11 protein-coding genes are annotated in these 19,162 nt (G+C 34.3%); 6 read left to right on the forward strand and 5 right to left on the reverse strand.

Annotated elements, in window-relative coordinates:
• Positions 1 to 89: 89 nt before the first annotated feature.
• The gene (locus ACHRV0_RS11410) at positions 90 to 1,010 is read right to left on the reverse strand and encodes a dihydrodipicolinate synthase family protein (protein WP_089058305.1); all 921 of its coding nucleotides are present in this window, start codon (positions 1,008 to 1,010) and stop codon (positions 90 to 92) included.
• Positions 1,011 to 1,174: 164 nt separating this feature from the next.
• Between ACHRV0_RS11410 and ACHRV0_RS11415 the strand changes: the two genes are divergently transcribed.
• Positions 1,175 to 2,041, forward strand: a complete 867-nt coding sequence (locus ACHRV0_RS11415) for an AraC family transcriptional regulator (protein ID WP_395440912.1) — start codon at positions 1,175 to 1,177, stop codon at positions 2,039 to 2,041.
• A gap of 280 nt (positions 2,042 to 2,321) precedes the next feature.
• On the opposite strand, the gene ACHRV0_RS11420 is transcribed toward ACHRV0_RS11415, so the two are convergent.
• The 3 genes from ACHRV0_RS11420 to ACHRV0_RS11430 form a co-directional block, all read right to left on the reverse strand.
• Entirely contained in the window at positions 2,322 to 3,467 is a 1,146-nt protein-coding gene (locus ACHRV0_RS11420; RefSeq protein ID WP_395440913.1) for an agmatine/peptidylarginine deiminase, read from the reverse strand.
• 140 nt (positions 3,468 to 3,607) lie between these two features.
• A complete protein-coding gene (locus tag ACHRV0_RS11425) occupies positions 3,608 to 4,336 on the reverse strand; it encodes a LytR/AlgR family response regulator transcription factor (RefSeq protein ID WP_395440914.1) in 729 nt (242 codons plus the stop codon).
• Positions 4,314 to 5,303 (reverse strand): sensor histidine kinase, encoded by a 990-nt coding sequence (locus ACHRV0_RS11430; protein ID WP_395440915.1) that lies wholly within the window; start codon positions 5,301 to 5,303, stop codon positions 4,314 to 4,316. Before ACHRV0_RS11430 ends, ACHRV0_RS11425 begins: the two co-directional genes overlap by 23 nt.
• A gap of 289 nt (positions 5,304 to 5,592) precedes the next feature.
• Between ACHRV0_RS11430 and ACHRV0_RS11435 the strand changes: the two genes are divergently transcribed.
• From ACHRV0_RS11435 to ACHRV0_RS11445, 3 genes are read left to right on the forward strand one after another with little or no spacing between them, the layout of a single operon-like run.
• On the forward strand, positions 5,593 to 7,254 hold the full coding sequence (locus tag ACHRV0_RS11435) for a T9SS type A sorting domain-containing protein (protein ID WP_395440916.1): 1,662 nt from the start codon (positions 5,593 to 5,595) through the stop codon (positions 7,252 to 7,254).
• Positions 7,255 to 7,262: 8 nt separating this feature from the next.
• Positions 7,263 to 13,280 (forward strand): DUF5977 domain-containing protein, encoded by a 6,018-nt coding sequence (locus tag ACHRV0_RS11440; RefSeq protein ID WP_395440917.1) that lies wholly within the window; start codon positions 7,263 to 7,265, stop codon positions 13,278 to 13,280.
• A gap of 43 nt (positions 13,281 to 13,323) precedes the next feature.
• On the forward strand, positions 13,324 to 16,815 hold the full coding sequence (locus tag ACHRV0_RS11445) for a DUF6443 domain-containing protein (RefSeq protein WP_395440918.1): 3,492 nt from the start codon (positions 13,324 to 13,326) through the stop codon (positions 16,813 to 16,815).
• A 503-nt stretch (positions 16,816 to 17,318) separates the two neighbouring features.
• Here the strand turns inward: ACHRV0_RS11445 and ACHRV0_RS11450 are convergent.
• Positions 17,319 to 17,573 carry a helix-turn-helix transcriptional regulator gene (locus ACHRV0_RS11450; protein WP_395440919.1) on the reverse strand — a complete coding sequence of 85 codons (255 nt, stop codon included), beginning with the start codon at positions 17,571 to 17,573 and terminating at the stop codon, positions 17,319 to 17,321.
• Positions 17,574 to 17,685: 112 nt separating this feature from the next.
• On the opposite strand from ACHRV0_RS11450, the gene ACHRV0_RS11455 reads away from it, so the two are divergent.
• Both ACHRV0_RS11455 and ACHRV0_RS11460 read left to right on the forward strand, forming a co-directional pair.
• Positions 17,686 to 18,384, forward strand: a complete 699-nt coding sequence (locus ACHRV0_RS11455; protein WP_395440920.1) for a hypothetical protein — start codon at positions 17,686 to 17,688, stop codon at positions 18,382 to 18,384.
• Between the two features lie 29 nt (positions 18,385 to 18,413).
• Positions 18,414 to 18,992 carry a hypothetical protein gene (locus tag ACHRV0_RS11460; protein WP_395440921.1) on the forward strand — a complete coding sequence of 193 codons (579 nt, stop codon included), beginning with the start codon at positions 18,414 to 18,416 and terminating at the stop codon, positions 18,990 to 18,992.
• The last annotated feature ends 170 nt before the right edge of the window (positions 18,993 to 19,162 follow it).

Consider the following 19,162-nt stretch of genomic DNA (forward strand, 5'->3'; position numbering starts at 1 on the left):
GCTATAATAACCAGCTCAAAAACAAACAAACTAAATCAACCAAATTAAACTTTTTGAGAAAAAAGATTAATTTTCTGTTCAATACAAGTTTATAATACTATAGACTTGTAATCTGGAAGTGTAGGTCTAGTGCGAAGGCTTTCGTTGATAATAGCCAACACTCTTTCTCTTTCAGCTCCATGAAGCGGTAATCTTGGTGCACGAACATACTCTGTTCCTAAACCTGTGGCAACTTCAGCCAGTTTTATATTTTGCACTAAAAGCGGATTAATATCTAATTCTAAAAGAGGTAAAAACCATCTGTAAATAGCCAAAGCTTCTTCGGCTCTTCCTGCTTTTGCCAGTTTGAAAATCGCAACAGTTTCGGCTGGGAAAGCATCCACTAAACCAGAAACCCATCCGTCAGACCCCATGAAGATACTTTCTAGTGCCAATGTATCTACACCAGATAAGATTTTTAATCTTCCGTTAAAACGGTTTATAATTCTTGTTACATTCGAAATGTCTCTTGTAGATTCTTTTACGGCTTGAATGTTGTCGAATTTTAAAATTTCTTCAAACATATCTAATGTTACTTCTATTTTATAATCTATAGGATTGTTATAAATCATGATAGGAAGCGAGGTGCTTTTTGCAATTTCAGAGAAATAAGTAACTGTTTCGTGACTTGCAGCATTGTAACGCATAGGAGGAAGTAACATTAAACCTTTTGCTCCATTTTTTTCTGCTTCATTAGCAGCAAGAATCGCGGCACGAGTTGTTTGCTCGGCTATATTCATAATTACCGGAACTTGCCCGTTAACGATATTGATTGTCTCTTGAATTAATTCTTTCTTTTCATCTTGTAATAATGTGCTTGCCTCGCCAAGTGTACCTCCTAAAATTATTCCAGAAACACCCGCTTCGAGTTGAGCTTTAACATTTACTTCAAACATATTGAAGTCTAATTTGTCATCGGCAGTAAATTTTGTGGTTACTGCTGGCATAACGCCTTTCCATTGAATACTCATAATTACGATTTTAATTTTTTCAAAAATATTTATAAGTAGTAAATATGTGCTTAGGGAAGTTATCACAAAAAGATACTATATTATCCGCTTTAGTATTAATTTTTAAAATTATTACTTAATATGTGTACATTTTTTTATATTTATCACTTGTAATTAAATTGATTATGAAAGTATTTCCATTTAAGATTCCAAAAACTAAAGAAGATTCGTTAATTTATCAAGAGGATATTGAGTTTGTTTTCTATGATAAATTGCATCAGCACGAAGAAATACAAATCAGCTATATTGAGAATGGCGAAGGAACCATTTTTGTAGGTGATACTATTTCACCCTATCAAAAAGGTGATGTGGTAGTTATAGGCAGTAATCTGCCTCACGTATTTAGAAGTGATGCCAACACAGAAGAATTATCTGTAATGTTAACATTGTTTTTTACTGCCAATTCTTTTGGAAAGGATTTCTTTTCACTGCCCGCTTTAAAAGAAATTCAACCGTTTTGGGAGGGCTGTAAAAATGGTTTTGTGGTTAATAATCCGTCTAATAAAGTTATTAAATCCTTTAAAAAGATTAAATCAGTTAATGAATTTGATCGGTTTATGCTTTTTTTAGAAATAACAAAAAAGCTTTCGCAGGATAAAAAAACACCGCTTTCGAGTTATATATATGATAAAAAAATAACTGATAATGAGGGCAAGAGAATGCAGACGGTTTTTGAATATGTGATGACTAATTTTCAAAAAAATATTACGCTCGAGGAAATCGCTGCTTTATCGAATATGACAAAAAATGCATTTTGTAAATATTTTAAAGTGCGAACTAATAAAACCTTTTTTCAGTTTTTGATTGAAATTAGAATTGAGAGGGCAGGGAAGCTGTTGTCGAAATCGCAAGAACTTTCAGTTCTAGAAGTTTCTGAATTGTGCGGCTTTAATAATATTTCGAACTTCAATAGAAAGTTTAAAGAGATTAAAGGAATGTCTCCTTTGGTTTATCGGAAATCCCAAAGATTGAAGTGGAAACAAAAGGCATAAACGTGGGCTGTAATTTTCAAAAAAATGTTTAAACACATAGAAACATAGGTTTTATAGCTGGAAAAGAATACATAAAGAAATACATTTCTTTCGCATAGCCAGTCCCGAAGCTTCGGGATGCATTTAAAACAAGTGAAACGCCTTTTTTTTTAGAACTCGGAGTCTATGTTTCTATGTGTTAAAATAATTACACATAATGAGTTAATAAAACAATTGAGTGCAAATAAAAAAGCTCCTTAAACATTCTTGTCTAAGGAGCTTTTGAGTTTTATGTCTTTTATTATTGAGGCTGCTGCTGTGTTACACAATGAACCATTCCTCCGTTTTTGTATAAATTTCGAACATCGATACCTACAACAGTTCTTCCAGGAAATAAGCCGGCAATAATGTTATTGGCAACAGCATCGTTTGGATCGTTATAGTTTGGAACTAATACTTTTCCGTTGGCAACATAAAAGTTTATGTAACAGCCTTTGTATCCTAGATTGGTGCCGTTTGTAGTAACAACATCATTTTTTGATAATGGCAGAAATACTTTTGTATAAGCCTGATTGTTTTTGTTAGAAGCGCTGTACAATACATCTATATCTTTTTGCGTCAATCCCCAGTTCAATAAATCTTCATTATTCATGGTAACCAATTTATTACCTGGAACAAATTTAGCAATACCGTCAATATGCATATCTGTTACATCTTCTTTGCTAAATCCGCCTTCTAACCAGATGAATTTTGTAGCTCCGTAGTATTTCGTAAAATTAGCTTCGGCTTGAGCCTGCGTCATATCTGCATTTCGAGTTGATCTATTTTTTTGGCTCAGTACAGAACTTTTTGTAGCCATCATTACGCCATTACCGTCTAATTCTACAGATCCGCCTTCGTTTACCATTGGTACGTTTACCGCTTTTATACCAATTTCACCAGCGATAAATGATGGAACTTTATCACATTTTTTATAACCAAATTTTTCTCCCCAGCCATTAAATCCCCAATCTTGAAGCACTAATTGACCAGATTGGTCTTTTGCAAAAATAGGACCGTTGTCTCTCACCCAAACGTCGTTTGTTTCGTGTATTTTAAAATTTACGTTAGTTAACGGCACACCAGCATTTGTCAGCAGAGTTTCAATTCTTGATTGTTCTGTTGCGTCATAAGCTATAATATGAACTTTTTCTGTTGATTGAAGAGCTTTTGTCATCGCCACCCATGTCGCGTCTAGACTGTTGCGGTATGTAACACCATATTCATATTGGTGCGGCCATTGCAGCCAAGTGCCTTCGTGCGGTGCAGATTCTTCAGGCATTGTATAAAGAACGTTAGTAACAGGTAAAGTTGGATCAGGATTTTGTGTTGATCCTTCGATTTCATTGCTGTCGCAAGCTGAAATTAAAATGGCAAAAGTCATTGATAAAATTGCTTTGTTGTACATTTTGATGTTTTAAATTATTGAATAAATGCGTTCAGGGTTCTAAAAATTATTCGACAAAGAGAATAATTTTTAAAACCCTGATAATTTTTTTTCTCCCAAATGAACTAGTTTGGGTACAGAAAGTTTGTTTTACGCTTAATTTACCCAATTTTCTTACCTAATTTGACAAGAAGTTCTTGTTTGTTTAATTTGCTGATGGGTATTTTATGAGTCCCAATAATGGCTAAATTTCCATCAATCAGTTCCACTTTACTTAGATTGACAATAAAAGAGCGATGACAGCGGTAAAAAAGCTGTTTTGAAAGTTCTTCTTCCATCGCCGTAAGAGCAATTAAAGTAGTATATGTTTTTTTCTCGGTTACGATTTTTACATATTTATGAAGGCCTTCGATAAACAATATGTCGCTCAAAAGAATTTTGATGTGCTGATGACTGGATTTTATAACTATCGATTGATCTATAACTGAGGCTTCAGATGCTTCTTTGCTTTCGTTTTCTAATTTTAATAATTCCAGCGCTTTGGCTACAGCCTTATAGAAACGCTCAAAAGTTATGGGTTTTAGTAAATAATCTATAATGTTTAATTCGTAACCATCTAAAGCAAATTCAGAATAAGCAGTTGTAAAAATTACTTTTGGCGGATTTTGAAGTGACTTTAAGAAATCGATTCCAGACAAATGCTGCATTTGAATGTCTAGAAACAGTAAATCGACTTTATTTGTTTTTAAATAATCGTCGGCTTCAAGTGCCGACGAGCATTCGTATACAATTTCCAGCTCAGGAATATGCATTAAATGAGTACGTATTAAAGTACGGGCTAAAGTTTCATCATCGACGATGGCACATTTATATATTGTCTTTGTTTCCATAAAAACGTAAACTTACTTTATAGATTGAATCGATGTCTTCGGTACTTAATTGGTAATTGTCTCCAAACAGATTTTTGAGCTGCGATTCTATATTTTTCAATCCAATACCTTGATTTTTTGATTTAGATTGAAAAGAATTAACAACAGTAAACTCAATTTTATTGTTGGCAGCAGTAAGAATTATGTCGACGAAACCATTTTTATTTTCAATAATATCTCCATGCTTAAAAGCATTTTCTATTAATGTAAGAAATAATAGGGGAGGTACCTCTGGAATAGAATTGTCATTAGAAATGGTAAAGCTGATATTTTTCATTCCTGCAATTTCTCGGTATTCCTGAATTTGAAGGTATTTGTGAATTATTTCTATTTCTGACAGCAGAGATATGCTTTTCTTGTCGCCTTCATATAGAAAATAACGAAGTATATCAGCTAAACAAGCAAGCATTTTGGGAGCATTGTCACTTTTTATTAATGTTAGTGCATAAATGTTGTTAAGTGCATTAAAAAGAAAATGTGGACTAATTTGTGATTTTAACAGCATCATTTCGGTTTGCAGTTTTTCATTTTCTGCCTGCAGGCGAAGTTGTTTCTCAGTAAAATATTTATTGAAAAACCAAACAATATAAGAGATGAAAAGATAAAGCGAATGATTTAGGAGGAATGAAATAAATGATTTCAGCAAATCATCATCATACAAAACAACATTCAATCCAGTGCTGTAATAGATTAAAAAGCTAATACTTAACAACAGAATTAAAGCTGAGACATAAGCTGTTTTTCCTTTTTTGTTTAAAACAAAAGGCAGCAGAACGAATAGGTTAATGTAAAATTCAGAGCAAAAAGCAGCAACTTCAAATGAAGTGTAAAGAATGCTTTCTTTTAGATTGTAAAATGAAGCTATGTAATCAAATACATACAATGAGATAAACAACCAAAAAAGCAGATGGTAGTAAATTTTATTCATTTGGCTCTTAATTTTATGCAAAGTAATTAAATTATTAAAGAACATTAGGTAAAAGAGGATAATTTAAAGGCTGCTTAATAAGTGTTAGATTTTTTTGTACCAATATGAAATTATGACATCCTGTTATAAAGTTAAAAATAACTTTTTTTTTATTGAACCCCCTTTGTTTGTTGATGTGTTTAAAAAATTAAGATTTGATTACGGGAAACCGTAAAAAATTAACATTTCACCTTGTTATGTTTGTGGGTGCAATATTACCTTTTATTTAAAATTTACCCCCAAATTGAAGATGAAAAAACTTTACTTACCATTATTTATTCTATTACCGTTTTTAATTTATTCTCAAGATATTCTTTGGGAAAAGTCTTATGGCGGTATTCATGCAGACTACCTTTTTGATGCCCAGCCCACAGCCGATTATGGGTTTATTCTGGCAGGAAGTTCTCTATCAAATAAAACCGGAAATAAAACTGAAAATAATCACGGAGATTTAGATTATTGGATTTGGAAAATGACGGAAAAAGGAGAACTGGACTGGCAGAAGAGTATAGGTGGAAATGGTTTCGACCTGCTTCAAAGTATAAAAGGCACTAAAGACGGTGGTTTTATACTGGCAGGAACTTCAAGCTCTGGAAATAGTTTTGAGAAAAAAGAAGACTGTAAAGGACTTACTGATTTCTGGGTTATAAAACTCGACGCATCAGGTAACGAACAATGGCAGCGTACTATTGGCGGCGATGGCCAGGACGAATTATTATGTGCTTTTCAAACCAAAGATGGAGGCTATGTATTAGGAGGTTCTTCCAGCTCGAGTCCATCTTCAATTACGAACGTAAAAGCAGAAGGAAAAACAGCTGAATCTTCAACCATAGATTTATACGGGAAATCTGAAAAAAGCCGTGGTAATATGGATTACTGGGTTGTGAAATTAGACAAGCAAGGCGTGATTGAATGGCAGAAAACCTATGGAGGCCGTTATGCTGACTTGTTAAGAAGTATGGAGCAAACAACAGATAACGGATATATTCTGGCAGGATATTCAAATTCGCCGTTGTCTGGAGATAAAACAGAAGGTAACAAAGGAGTAGGCGATTATTGGATTGTAAAAATTGATGATATAGGAACGATTCAATGGCAGAAAACCTATGGAGCAGATGGAGACGATCAGCCATATGTCATTCATCAAACAATTGAAGGAGGTTATATTGTAGGAGGTAATTCTAATAGTAAAAATGCTTTAACCTCTCTTGGCGGTATTGTTGCTAATGGAACCGATTTTTGGGTTTTAAAGCTGGACTCAGAAGGAGGAGTTATTTGGAGTAAAACCTACGATTTTGGAAAAGTAGATATTCTAACTTCTCTTGTCGAGAATAAAGATCATACGTATTTGATCGGCGGTTATGCAAAAGCTGAAAGCAGACAGTCAACCGTTGGTCAAGTGGCAAAAATGGCTGGTATTGGTAAAGATAAAGAAGGAATTAATGATTACATCGCATTGAAGATTGATGAGAATGGAGAAGAATTTTGGAATAAAACGGTTGGAAGCAGCGGAGAAGATATATTAAGAAAACTTATTGAAACTAGAGATGGAGGCTATTTAATGGCAGGGACTTCAAATTCAAATTCATCTATGGATAAAAATTCAAATATTGGAGGCAACGATTTTTGGGTAGTAAAACTTAAAGATAAAGCCAAAGTCGAGAAAGTAAAAGCCAGTATTGAAGCCATTCCTAATCCGGCAGTTACCTATACAAATGTAATTATTGGTTACGATTTTAATGATGGCACCGCCTCTGTTATTGATATTTTAGGAAGAGTTTTACAAAACTTCAAGATTAGCAGCAGGACAGTCCCTGTAGACCTAAGTCATTATGCAGAAGGAATCTATATTATAAAGATTCAAACTGATGTTAAAACGGAGTCGGTAAAGGTTATTAAAACTGTTAGATAAAAAATACAATGAAAAATATTATTATAGTCTTATTCGTTTTAGTTTCTAAAACACTATTTTCCCAAGTGGGAGATGTAAATAAAATTATTCCTTTGTCTCCAAATGCAGCAGCTTTTGCAAAATATGGAGAAATTCCAGTAAGTAACTTTACTGGAACAGCCAATGTTTCAATTCCAATTTACACTATTCAAACCAAAGAATTTAACCTTCCTTTAGCGTTAAGTTACCATACTGGTGGAAATAGAGTTGAAGATGTTGCTTCTTGGGTTGGTTTAGGCTGGTCTATGGGGACAATACCGATGATTTCCCGTTCCGTAAAAGGCATACCTGATGAAGTAACAGGTGGTTTTATGAGTAAGTTTCTGGGATACACTGTTCAAGAATTATATTTTTTACCGGAAGAAGATCAAAAAAGAATAAATTTTTTGAATGCATTAAAAGAGGGAACTGCAGATTCTGAACCTGATGTTTTTAATTTTAATATACTGGGAAAAAGCGGGAAATTTATTTATGATCAGCAAAATAACAAATTTGTTACACTAGAAGAGTCGCAGGTTAAGATTTCATATGACAATGGTTCTTTTAAGTTAGTTACTGAAGAAGGGGTGGAATATTTATTTTCTGAGCGAGAAGTAACTTTTTCCAATGGAGAAGATACAACAGCAGGGTGGTCTGTTTCAAGAATTTCGTCGCCAAATAAAAATGAGAACATTTTGTTTGATTATGATTTAGAGGTGCAGACATTAAAAACATTAACACCACGAACTAAATTAATTTTTGCAGGAGGACTTCCAGGTGATACGGGGGTTCTCACTTCTGGACCAATAACAACAATTAGTACAGTTCATGCCAATCTAATAAAAAAAATATCTTTTAGCGGCGGTACTGTTGAGTTTACCAGAGATACAAACGAACGTTTGGACTTGCAGGGCGGCTATAGTTTAAAGGCTATAAAAGTCAAAACTCTTAACGGACAAGAGGTCTTTAAGTATGATTTTGAATACAAATTTATCAATGGAACGAATTGTTATTCTAATGAAACCTATACTAATAAATGGATGCTTCTTGAAAAATTTAAAAATACATCTTCTGCTCAAACGCCCATAGAGCATTCCTTTTTATATGATGAATCGTCAATCCCGCCATGCAGGAATAGCCAAGCGCAGGATTATTGGGGATACTATAACGGAGCGAATGGTAATTTAAATTTAATTCCAACTGTATTTTATAAATCATTAGAAATTGAAGGAGCTAATAGATTTGTAAACCCTGATAAAACGCAATTTGCAATTTTAAAAAAGATAGTCTATCCTACTGGGGGTTATACTGAATTTGATTTTGAAAACAACATATCAAATTCGGTCAAATTACCTGATACTTATGTGGACGATTTTTGCAGTATGGATGAAAATTTTACAACAGGAATTTACAGCCCCTATGAAAAAACATTTACAATAAATAACCCTCCGGAAGCTTTTTTAAATGGATTAAATTCGTTAGGAGGTGCATACGCGGATATTGTTATGGGATGTGATGGTTATGAATTAAAAGAAGGCATTGCAGATGCTAATGTTAATTTTCGTCTAATAAAAGAGGCTGCGCCAGGTTCTCCAGAAAGTTCTTTCTATATATCTAGAAGCAGTGGGAGATATTATCTGCAAAACGGAGACTATAGATTGGTAGCTTCAATTAATGCTCCTGGTGGAGAAGATTTGACTATAAAAAGTATTTTTGTACTAATAAGTTGGAAAAAGAAAAACCCTAATACAACTCCAGAAAATACGAATAGATATATTGGAGGGTTAAGAGTTAAAGAAATCAGAAGTTATGCAGATCCGCTTTCTTTACCAATCGTAAAAAGATATAAATACACAGAGGGATATGACTCCCAAATAAGTTCAGGAAAAGTATTTAGTGAGCCAAATTTTGTTTTTGAAGATGATGTTTTATTAGGTGATGGTGATTGTCAAGGTGGTATTTGCGCTGGGCTTTATCATCGACTTAAATCTTATAGTAATGTGCAGCAAATAAGTTATTCAGGCTCCACATTAGGATATGAAACGGTAATAGAAGAATCTAATGATCCTGTCAAAACAGGAGTTACAATTTACAAATATACCCATTCAATGGATAATGTAATTAAGAGATTCCCGTATCCGCCTCCAATCAGTATGGAGTTGTACAGAGGTCAGCCTAAAGAAATTACACACTATAAAAAAAATGGCATACAATTAATTCCTGTCGAGAAGAAGGAGTTTGTATATAATGCAGAGATAAGCAATGCTCAGAGAAGTCTTTTCGAAAATATGTTTGCTTTTAAGATAGGTAAATTTGGATATTTTTCAGTAGATCATGATTTTACAAATGCCTTTGCTATAGGATCATATGAAATTAGTACAAGTATTGATTTATTAGCGTCAGAAAAAACAACGACCTATTTTGATAGTGGGAATGTAAGTACCACAAAAACGTATAACTATGGAGGAACTAATCATATTCAATTGACTTCACAGAGTTCAATAAATTCTAGTCAAGAAAATCAAGAAGTAAAATATTATTACCCTCAAGACCCAGAAATGTCTTCTCAGCCATTTGTAAATGAGTTTATTGCTGGTAATAGATTGGCTTTGGTATTAGATACAAAAACGCTCAAGTCTGGTGCAAAATTATCGGAACAATTAACGGTTTATGATAAAAGTACAGCAACTAGTAATTTGTTATTGCCAAGTAAGGTCTATGAAAACAAAGGCGACGCTGCTATAAATTTAAATTCTGATGGAAAAATTACCTATGATCTTTATGATGAAAAAGGAAATATTTTACAATATACACTAGAAAACGGAATGCCGGTCTCAATAATTTGGGGTTATCATAAGACACAGCCAATTGCAAAGATTGAAAATGTACTATATTCTAGTATTTCTTCCCAAACTATATCAAATCTTCAAACGCTTTCGAATGTTGATAATGATAATTGTATGTCAGACAATTGTACAGAACAAGTATTAAGAAATGCGCTGAATCAATTTCGAATAGCATTGCAAGATGCTTTTGTATCAACTTATACCTATGATCCATTGGTTGGAGTAACAAGTATTACCGATGTGAAAGGAATGACTTCTTATTTTGAATATGATTCTTTTGGCAGGCTGAAATTTGTAAAAGATAAAGACTTAAATGTACTTCAAAAATACTGTTATAATTATAAAGGCCAGCAGACAGACTGCAGTGATAATTCTTCGACAAGTGTCTTACTGTATAAGAGTATTGCCAGAAGCGGTTCGTTTACAAGAGCCAATTGCGGAGCGGGCGCAATTGCTTCTAGTGTAGTGTATAACCAGCCGGCTGGTGCTGTTATTTCAACAATTTCTCAAGCTGATGCTGACTCTCGTGGATTTGATAAGTTTAATATTGATGGTTTAACAAATGCAAATGCAAATGGAGAATGTACATTCAGTAACATTGCCAAAAGTGGTTCGTTTATAAAAAATAATTGCGCTGTTGGAGGGATTGGTTCGGCAGTTGTATACTCAGTACCTGCAGGCAGACATTCATCGACAATTTCACAAGCTGCTGCTGATGCAATAGCTCAAGATGATGTTAACAATAACGGTCAGGCTTATGCCAACACAAATGGGGAATGTACGTTTAGTAATATTGCTAAAAGCGGGACATTTACAAAAAATAATTGTGCTGTGGGAGGAATTGGCTCTAATGTGGTCTACACAGTTCCTGCTGGTAAGCATTCATCAACGAGTTCACAAGCGGCTGCAGATGCATTGGCTCAAGATGATATCAACAATAATGGTCAGGCTTATGCCAACACAAATGGAGAATGTTCGTTCAGTAATATTGCTAAAAGCGGGATATTTATAAAAAATAATTGTGCTGTGGGAGGAATTGGTTCGAATGTGGTCTACACAGTTCCTGCGGGCACATATTCATCGACAAGTTCACAAGCAGCTGCAGATGTATTAGCTCAAGATGATATTAACAATAATGGGCAGGCTTATGCCAATACAAATGGTTCATGTATATTTAGTAACATTGCAAAGAGTGGATTATTTACTCGAAATAATTGTTCGCCTGGCGGCAGTCCTGCAAGTGTTTGGTATACGGTTCCCGCAGGAAGATACAGTTCTACAGACTCTCAGGCTGCTGCAGATGCATTAGCCCAAGATGATGTTAACAATAATGGACTGGCTTATGCCAATATAAATGGTTCATGTACATTTAGTAATATTGTGAAAAGTGGATTGTTTACTAAGAATAATTGTCCGTCTGGTGGAAGTCCATCAAGTGTTTGGTATATAGTTGCCGCAGGAAGATACAGTTCTACAGATTCTCAGGCTGCTGCAGATGCATTAGCCCAAGATGATGTTAACAATAACGGACTGGCTTATGCCAATACCAATGGTTCATGTACATTTAGTAACATTGTGAAAAGTGGATTATTTACCCGAAATAATTGTTCACCTGGCGGCAGTCCTGCAAATGTTTGGTATACGGTTCTCGCAGGAAGATATAGTTCTATAGACTCTCAAGCGGCTGCAGATGCATTAGCTCAAGATGATGTTAACAATAATGGTCAGGCATTTGCAAATAATGATGTCAATGCAAAATGTACTTTTTGGAATTCTGTACAAAGCAGGCTAATTACAAGAAACAATTGCGAACCTGGAGGTACACCGGCTAGTGCTTGGTATACTGTTCCCGCATCAAGATATTCTTCTGAAGTATCTCAGGCAGATGCAGATGCTAAAGCACAGGCAGAAATTAATGCCAATGGTCAGGCATTTGCAAATAATGATGCCAATGCAAAATGTACTTTTTTGAATACCGCTCAAAGCAGGTTAATAACAAGAAATAATTGCGCTGCAGGAGGTACACCAGCGAATGTTTGGTATACTGTTCCGGCATCAAGATATTCTTCTGAAGTATCTCAAGCAGATGCAGATGCTAAAGCACAGGCAGAAATTAATGCCAATGGTCAGGCATTTGCAAATAATGATGCCAATGCAAAATGTACTTTTTGGAATACCGTTCAAAGCAGATTATTTACAAGAAACAATTGCGCCGCAGGAGGTACACCGGATAATGTTTGGTATACTGTTCCCGCATCAAGATATTCTTCTCAAATATCTCAGGCAGATGCAGATGATCAGGCGCAGAGAGAAATTAATACTAACGGCCAGGCTTATGCAAATAACAATGCTAATGCAAAATGTACTTTTTATAACATTCATATGGCGGGCCTTTTTACTAAAATAAATTGTGGGAATGGGCAAGGAGAGGACGTGTATTATAATGTCCCTGCAGGAACATACTCATCAATTGTTTCGCAGCAAGACGCTAATGATCAAGCACAAAATGACATAGACACTAACGGACAAACTTATGCAAATAACATGCCCGATGCAAGATGTACTTTTTGGAATGCTGCCCAAAGCAAATTAATTACCAGAAACAATTGTGCCGCAGGGGGTACGCCAGGCAGTGTTTGGTATACCGTTCCTGCATCAAAATATTCTTCTCAAATTTCGAAGGAAGATGCGAATGCAAAAGCAAGGGAAGAATTTGATAATTTGGGTCAGGTATTTGCAAATAGCGATGATAATGCAAAATGTACCTTTAGAAGTATAGCTAGAAGCGGTTCGTTTACTCGAAATAATTGCCCGCCGGGAGGAGTTGCTTCAAGTGTTGTTTTTAATCAAGCGATAGGTGACGTTACATCAACTATTTCTCAAGAAGATGCGAACTCAAGAGGATGGACTAAGTTTATGAATGATGGGCAAGCATATGCAAATAATACTGCCTGTACTTTTATTTATTATAACGTCGATGTGGGAGGAATTTTTACTAAAATGAACTGTTGGAGGGGGCAAGGAGAGGATGTGTATTATAATGTTGCCGCAGGAACGTATTCTTCAACTGTTTCACAGCAAGATGCTAATGATAAAGCGCAAGCTGATGTCGATATTAATGGACAAGCTTATGCTGAGGAAAATGGAGGTTGTTACCCATAAAAAACATAAAAAATATACTTCATTCTATTAAAAGAACGACTCGATGAAAAAATATATACCAATTATAGTTTTATTACTCTTTGCAGGTTTTAGCTCCTCTGCGCAGACCTTTAGCGACGACAATTTTATATATACAATAGCTCCCAAAAAGGCTGTTCAATCCGGTAATTTAAACACTTTGACAAAAGATCAAATGAGTCAAAATGTAAGTTATTTTGATGGACTTGGACGTCCGGTACAAACAATGGCTATAGGACAAGGAGCAAATGGAGAAGATCTAATTACTCCAGTTGAATATGATGGTTTCGGAAGGCAGATAAAGGAATATCTGCCTTATGCCGCAGCAAACGGGGGTAATAGTTATCCTCGTATTGAACTGCTTACTGCCGTAAATACTTCGATATCGTTTTATACAAACTATAAAAATACCTCAAACCCATTTTCAGAGAAACAATTAGAATCCTCTCCATTAAACAGAGTATTAAAACAGGCTGCGCCAGGAACTTCGTGGGCAATGAACAGCGGTCATGAAATTAAATTGAAGTACCAAACTAATCAAGATGCAGAGGTGCGATTGTTTAAAGCAAATACTTCTTGGGATGCCAGTCTAGGTTTATATGGAATCAGTTTTTCAGATGCAGGCAGTTATGGCATAAATGAGTTGTATAAAAACGTGACGTTTGATGAAAATTCAGGGAATACCCCATCAGAAACAGGAGGATCGACAGTTGAATTTAAAAACAAAGAGGGACAGGTAGTCCTAAAAAGAACCTATGATGCAGGGGATAAACATGATACCTATTATGTGTATGATGTTTATGGAAACCTAACATATGTAATTCCTCCAAAAGCTGAAGGTGTAATTAGTAACCAGATGTTAGATGATTTATGCTATCAATATAAATATGATAATAAAAATCGTTTAGTCGAGAAAAAGCTGCCAGGCAAACAATGGGAGTTTATTGTTTACGACAAATTAGACAGACCTGCAGCGACAGGTCCCGCATTTTCACCTTTTAAAGACGATTCTTCTATAGGATGGATGATTACTAAATATGATGCTTTTAACCGTCCTGTTTATACCGGATGGAACAATCAAACCTGTACTTCTGCTGCAAGAAAAGCACTTCAGGATGCCCAAGATGCTGCAACTGCATGTTCTGAAACTAAACAAACATCAGGAAGTATTGATGATATACAAGTTTACTACAGCAATAATACGGCGATCAAAAATTTTAAACTTTTAACGGTTAATTATTATGACAATTATAATTATCCAAATGTGCCGGCGGTTCCAAGTCAAATTGAAGACCAGCTTGTTTTAAGTAATGTAAAAAGCTTAACCACGGGCAGCTGGGTTAGAACATTAGAAACGGCTTCATCTTTAGCAGGAGAAACCACCACAACATTTTATGATGACAAAGCCCGCCCGATACGAACCTATTTGCAAAATCATTTAGCAGGATATACTTTAACAGACAGTAAATTAGATTTTACGGGTAAAAATCTTTATACAATTTCAAAACATAAGCGTACTTCAGGCAGTATAGAATTAACCATAAGAGAAGAATTTACTTATTCCCCTCAAGATCGCCTGCTTACACATACGCATCAAGTAAATGGAGGTGCGGTACAGCTTATGGCATCAAACACTTACGATGAGATGGGACAGCTGATTAGTAAAAATGTAGGTAACAGCACAGGGAGTCCTTTTCAGAAAGTTGATTACAAATATAATGTGAGAGGCTGGCTTACTGGAATTAATGAAATAGATAATTTGCAGCAAAATGCAGATCCCGAAGATTTATTTGCTTTTAAGATTAATTACGATAAAGCAGAAACTCAGATTACTGATGTTGATCCTTTGTACAACGGAAACATAGCCGAAACGTTCTGGCGAACTGATTCTGATGATCTCGAACGCTCTTATGGCTATCAATACGATAAATTAAACCGTTTGAAAAGTGCGATTTATCAAAAATCGAAACTTACTACCGATTGTTATAATGAGATTATGTCTTACGATAAAAATGGTAATATTAAAATCATGAATCGAAACGGAGATTATGACCCTCAATTAGGGAGTAATATAATTGATAGGTTAGTTTACGGATATAAAGATAATAGCAACCAACTCTTAAAAGTAACAGATAATGGCAACAACAGCAGTGGTTTTAATGATTTAAACACAACGGGCGATGATTATGGTTATGATGCTAATGGTAATATGACCAGTGATAAAAATAAAAACATTACCAATATAGCCTACAACCATCTTAATCTGCCTAAGAAAATTACATTTGGAACAGGAAATACAATTGAGTACATTTACAACGCTGCAGGGCAGAAGTTGAGTAAAATCGTAACTGATGCAGGAATAGCAGCAGTAACAGATTATTTAGGTGGTTTTCAGTATAAAAACAATAATTTAGAGTTTTTCCCAACCGCTGAAGGATATGTTAAAAATACAGATGGTGTATTGTCGTATGTATTCCAGTACAAAGATCATTTAGGAAATATTCGTATTAGTTACGCTAAAAACCCGCAGACACAAGTTCTTGAAATTATCGAAGAAAATAATTATTACCCTTTTGGTTTAAAGCATAAAGGATATAATGATGTTTTAGCCACGAATAACAAGTATAAGTACAACGGAAAGGAACTGCAAGATGAGTTGGGGCTTAATATGTACGACTATGGAGCAAGAAATTATGACCCTGCACTTGGTCGCTGGATGAACATTGACCCCCTTGCTGAAGTCTCAAGAAGGTGGTCACCCTATAATTATGCATATAATAATCCTGTAATCTTTGTTGACCCAGATGGAATGCTTGCAACCTATAATTGGGAAGAGCATTATAAAGGTAATACAGGTGTTTACACTGATAATGGAAGTGTAGTATCTTTCGGAGAAGCTATGGCTGGTTATGGAATGAATACTAATGGTTCCCAGAAAGAGGGTGACCCAAAAATAATTTCAAGAGAAGAATGGGGAGCGAAAAAACCAATTACAAAAGGGCGAGAGTGGGAACCAATAAAGGGTAACTTGTCAGTTTATTATAACACGATTACTGTACACCACTCAGGGAATGAGGATAATTCATTAACAATTCAAGAATTGCAATTGAAGGAGCAAAATGGTGGGTATGCAGATATCCCCTATCACTTTGCTATAGATGGAAAAGGTAATATCTATGAAGGAAGACCGTTAAATATTAAAGGGTCTCATGTTAAAGGAGGTAACACTGGAAATATTGGAATTGTTTTATTGGCAGATTTAGATTCTCAAGATAGGGGATTAAATATACTTTTTAAGGCAATAGAAAAAGTTACAGGAGATGGAGAAGCAACAACAGAAATGATTCAATCTTTAGTTAATCTAACTCAATATCTAAATACCACTTATGGAATACAGTATTATGGAGGTCATCAAGAAGCTATACCATCAAGATATTGCCCTGGAAATATGGGAATGGAGTGGGTCGAAAGAATTCGACAAACATTCAAGATGCAAAAACCAATTATGAAAAATTAATTAAATTATGAAAAAGATTTCTTTTTGTCTAAATTTCTTATCAATTGCTTTGGTAGTTGTAACGCCACATTCATTTCATAACGATTATATAATCTTTTGTGACGCTGTTATAGCTGTTACGATAATTTTAAACCTTTTTCTTCTTAGAATAATAAAATATTATTTTATTAAGAAATATTTAATAATATCAATTCTTCAATTTTTATATTGTATTTTAACTATATCTTCTAATTCTGAGTTAGAATATAAAAGAGCAAGGATTTCTGATATATTTTCAAAACCAGATACTTTCAGTTTGAATATTTTATCAGTTTTAGAGAATGTTTCAATAATCTTTTTTTTATTGTTTGTAATCTTTGAAGTTTGGTTCCTCTACATTTCGATAACTAAAAATCAAAAAAAGGTTAGCCAAAAGTTTTGATAATTTATACTAGTTCTGTATTTATAAAAAAGCCACTTCAAATAGAAGTGGCTTATCTTTTTTATATTTCGTTTGAAAATGTTTAAAGTTCAAAATTAAATAATTCGCTAGGTCGAACTTCTAAGGCTCTGGCGATTTTGAATATTGTGCTGACGGTTGGATTTATTCTGACAGTCTCAATTCTGGCAATTTGAGATAATGTTATTTCAGAGCGATAAGCCAGTTCTTCCTGCGATATACCCTTTTCAGAGCGTATTTCTTTTAGTCGCTTGGCAAGCAACTCCAAACCTTCTTGGTCGAAGATTAATTTTCTGGATTTAGTTTCATCATTTTTCACTTCATCAAAATGAAGATATAAACAGCAGAATTATTATAGCACATATGCTATAATTTATATATTTGTATTTATAATCTAAAAATGACCTTCAAATTAACTCAACCTACATTGCATGAAAAAAACTATAACAATAGGGATTCTTAGTATTGTTTTCGGCTGTAAAAAAATAGAACAGCAAACACCAAAAAATCAAAACATCACCAGAAAAGAAATAAAAAAAATAAGTAACGACGAAAACACAAAATCTAATATTGGAAGTGAGATAATAACTTTTAAGAAAATTGAATGTGTAGATGATTGTTACTACTTGTTTACGAACGAAAAAGGAAACGATGTTATAATTTACCTTCCAGACTATTGCAAGTATAATTTTGATGATGGCAATTATATTGGTCAAAAATTTAAAATAACCTACGAATTACCAAAAGTTTCCGAAGAAGATGTTTTGGCAAAATCGATAGAGCTGGTAAAAACTAGTGAAAATATTACCAATAATTCGAATTCTTCCAAAAAAACATTTGGAGAAATAAGAAGCCTTATTATTTCTGGGAATGAAAAGAATATGATTCGTCACTTAGGAAAGCCAGATGAAGAATACTCAGCTCACAATTTTCTTGAAAAATATTACAATTGGAAACCAATTAGCGTTTATACCTCCCAAAGACCAATTGGAATTGATGTATTTGTGTATCATGGAATTGACAATACGAACAGTACAATTTTGGTAATTTACAATTTTGAAAAGGGTCGTGTAACCGATTTGCTCTACAAATCTGATGTCAAATCATTTGAGGATGTCTGCGTCCATTAATATAACAATACTATCAAACTTTAATCATTATGAAATCATTAGTAATCTTGTTTTTATTTGGGAACGTCCTGTTATATTCTCAAAACAATAATGAAATATCAGAAATCGATGAATCTACACAGTTTAAAACTGCAATGGATGCAATGACAATAGACTCAATGGATAATTTTATAAAACTGTATCCAGAAAGTAAATTAAAAGAAAAAGCTGTCGAAATTAGAGATTCTTTGGCACTCCCTGAAAAAGGAGCGAGTTACTATAAATTTTCAGCTTATGTATCGAAATATCCAAATTCAAGATATTCTCCATCGATTGTAGAAAAACTTCCCGATTTGCTCGATAGGGATGTCCGATTTCAAGACTCCTATCAATCTACAATTGCAATATTAAAACATTTTGTTACTTTATATCCTAATGCACCAAACATAAAAAAGATTAAAAGAAATTTAGAATTGTACTATGCACGTTCATTAAGCTATAAATTCAATATTGAGGAGTATAAAGAGTTTAGAAAGTTATTTCCAGAAAGCAGAATTTACTATAACAAGACCACAAAAAAGATGGCTGAAAGAAATGACCCAAGAGAATCACCAGCCGCTACATATTAACGTACTTAATGCCCCTAGAGTAGCACGTGTGTACTCTATAAAGCCTGATAAATTTTTATTCAATTTTTCCACTCCCTCCCCCGTTAATGTCGGCTTTTTTAGATGTAAAATCGCTGATTTTGATTTCTCTGTTACTTCTCTTACATATGAAATCTAAGCATATTCAAGAG

Origin of the sequence: Flavobacterium sp. FlaQc-30, from assembly GCF_044005885.1 — a bacterium.
Classification (GTDB): Bacteria; Bacteroidota; Bacteroidia; order Flavobacteriales; family Flavobacteriaceae; genus Flavobacterium.

Coding starts and splice junctions, on each gene's coding strand:
- ACHRV0_RS11410 (WP_089058305.1), bottom strand. CDS start 1,010: ATGAGTATTCAATGGAAAGGCGTTATGCCAGCAGTAACCACAAAATTT.
- ACHRV0_RS11415 (WP_395440912.1), top strand. CDS start 1,175: ATGAAAGTATTTCCATTTAAGATTCCAAAAACTAAAGAAGATTCGTTA.
- ACHRV0_RS11420 (WP_395440913.1), bottom strand. CDS start 3,467: ATGTACAACAAAGCAATTTTATCAATGACTTTTGCCATTTTAATTTCA.
- ACHRV0_RS11425 (WP_395440914.1), bottom strand. CDS start 4,336: ATGGAAACAAAGACAATATATAAATGTGCCATCGTCGATGATGAAACT.
- ACHRV0_RS11430 (WP_395440915.1), bottom strand. CDS start 5,303: ATGAATAAAATTTACTACCATCTGCTTTTTTGGTTGTTTATCTCATTG.
- ACHRV0_RS11435 (WP_395440916.1), top strand. CDS start 5,593: ATGAAAAAACTTTACTTACCATTATTTATTCTATTACCGTTTTTAATT.
- ACHRV0_RS11440 (WP_395440917.1), top strand. CDS start 7,263: ATGAAAAATATTATTATAGTCTTATTCGTTTTAGTTTCTAAAACACTA.
- ACHRV0_RS11445 (WP_395440918.1), top strand. CDS start 13,324: ATGAAAAAATATATACCAATTATAGTTTTATTACTCTTTGCAGGTTTT.
- ACHRV0_RS11455 (WP_395440920.1), top strand. CDS start 17,686: ATGAAAAAAACTATAACAATAGGGATTCTTAGTATTGTTTTCGGCTGT.
- ACHRV0_RS11460 (WP_395440921.1), top strand. CDS start 18,414: ATGAAATCATTAGTAATCTTGTTTTTATTTGGGAACGTCCTGTTATAT.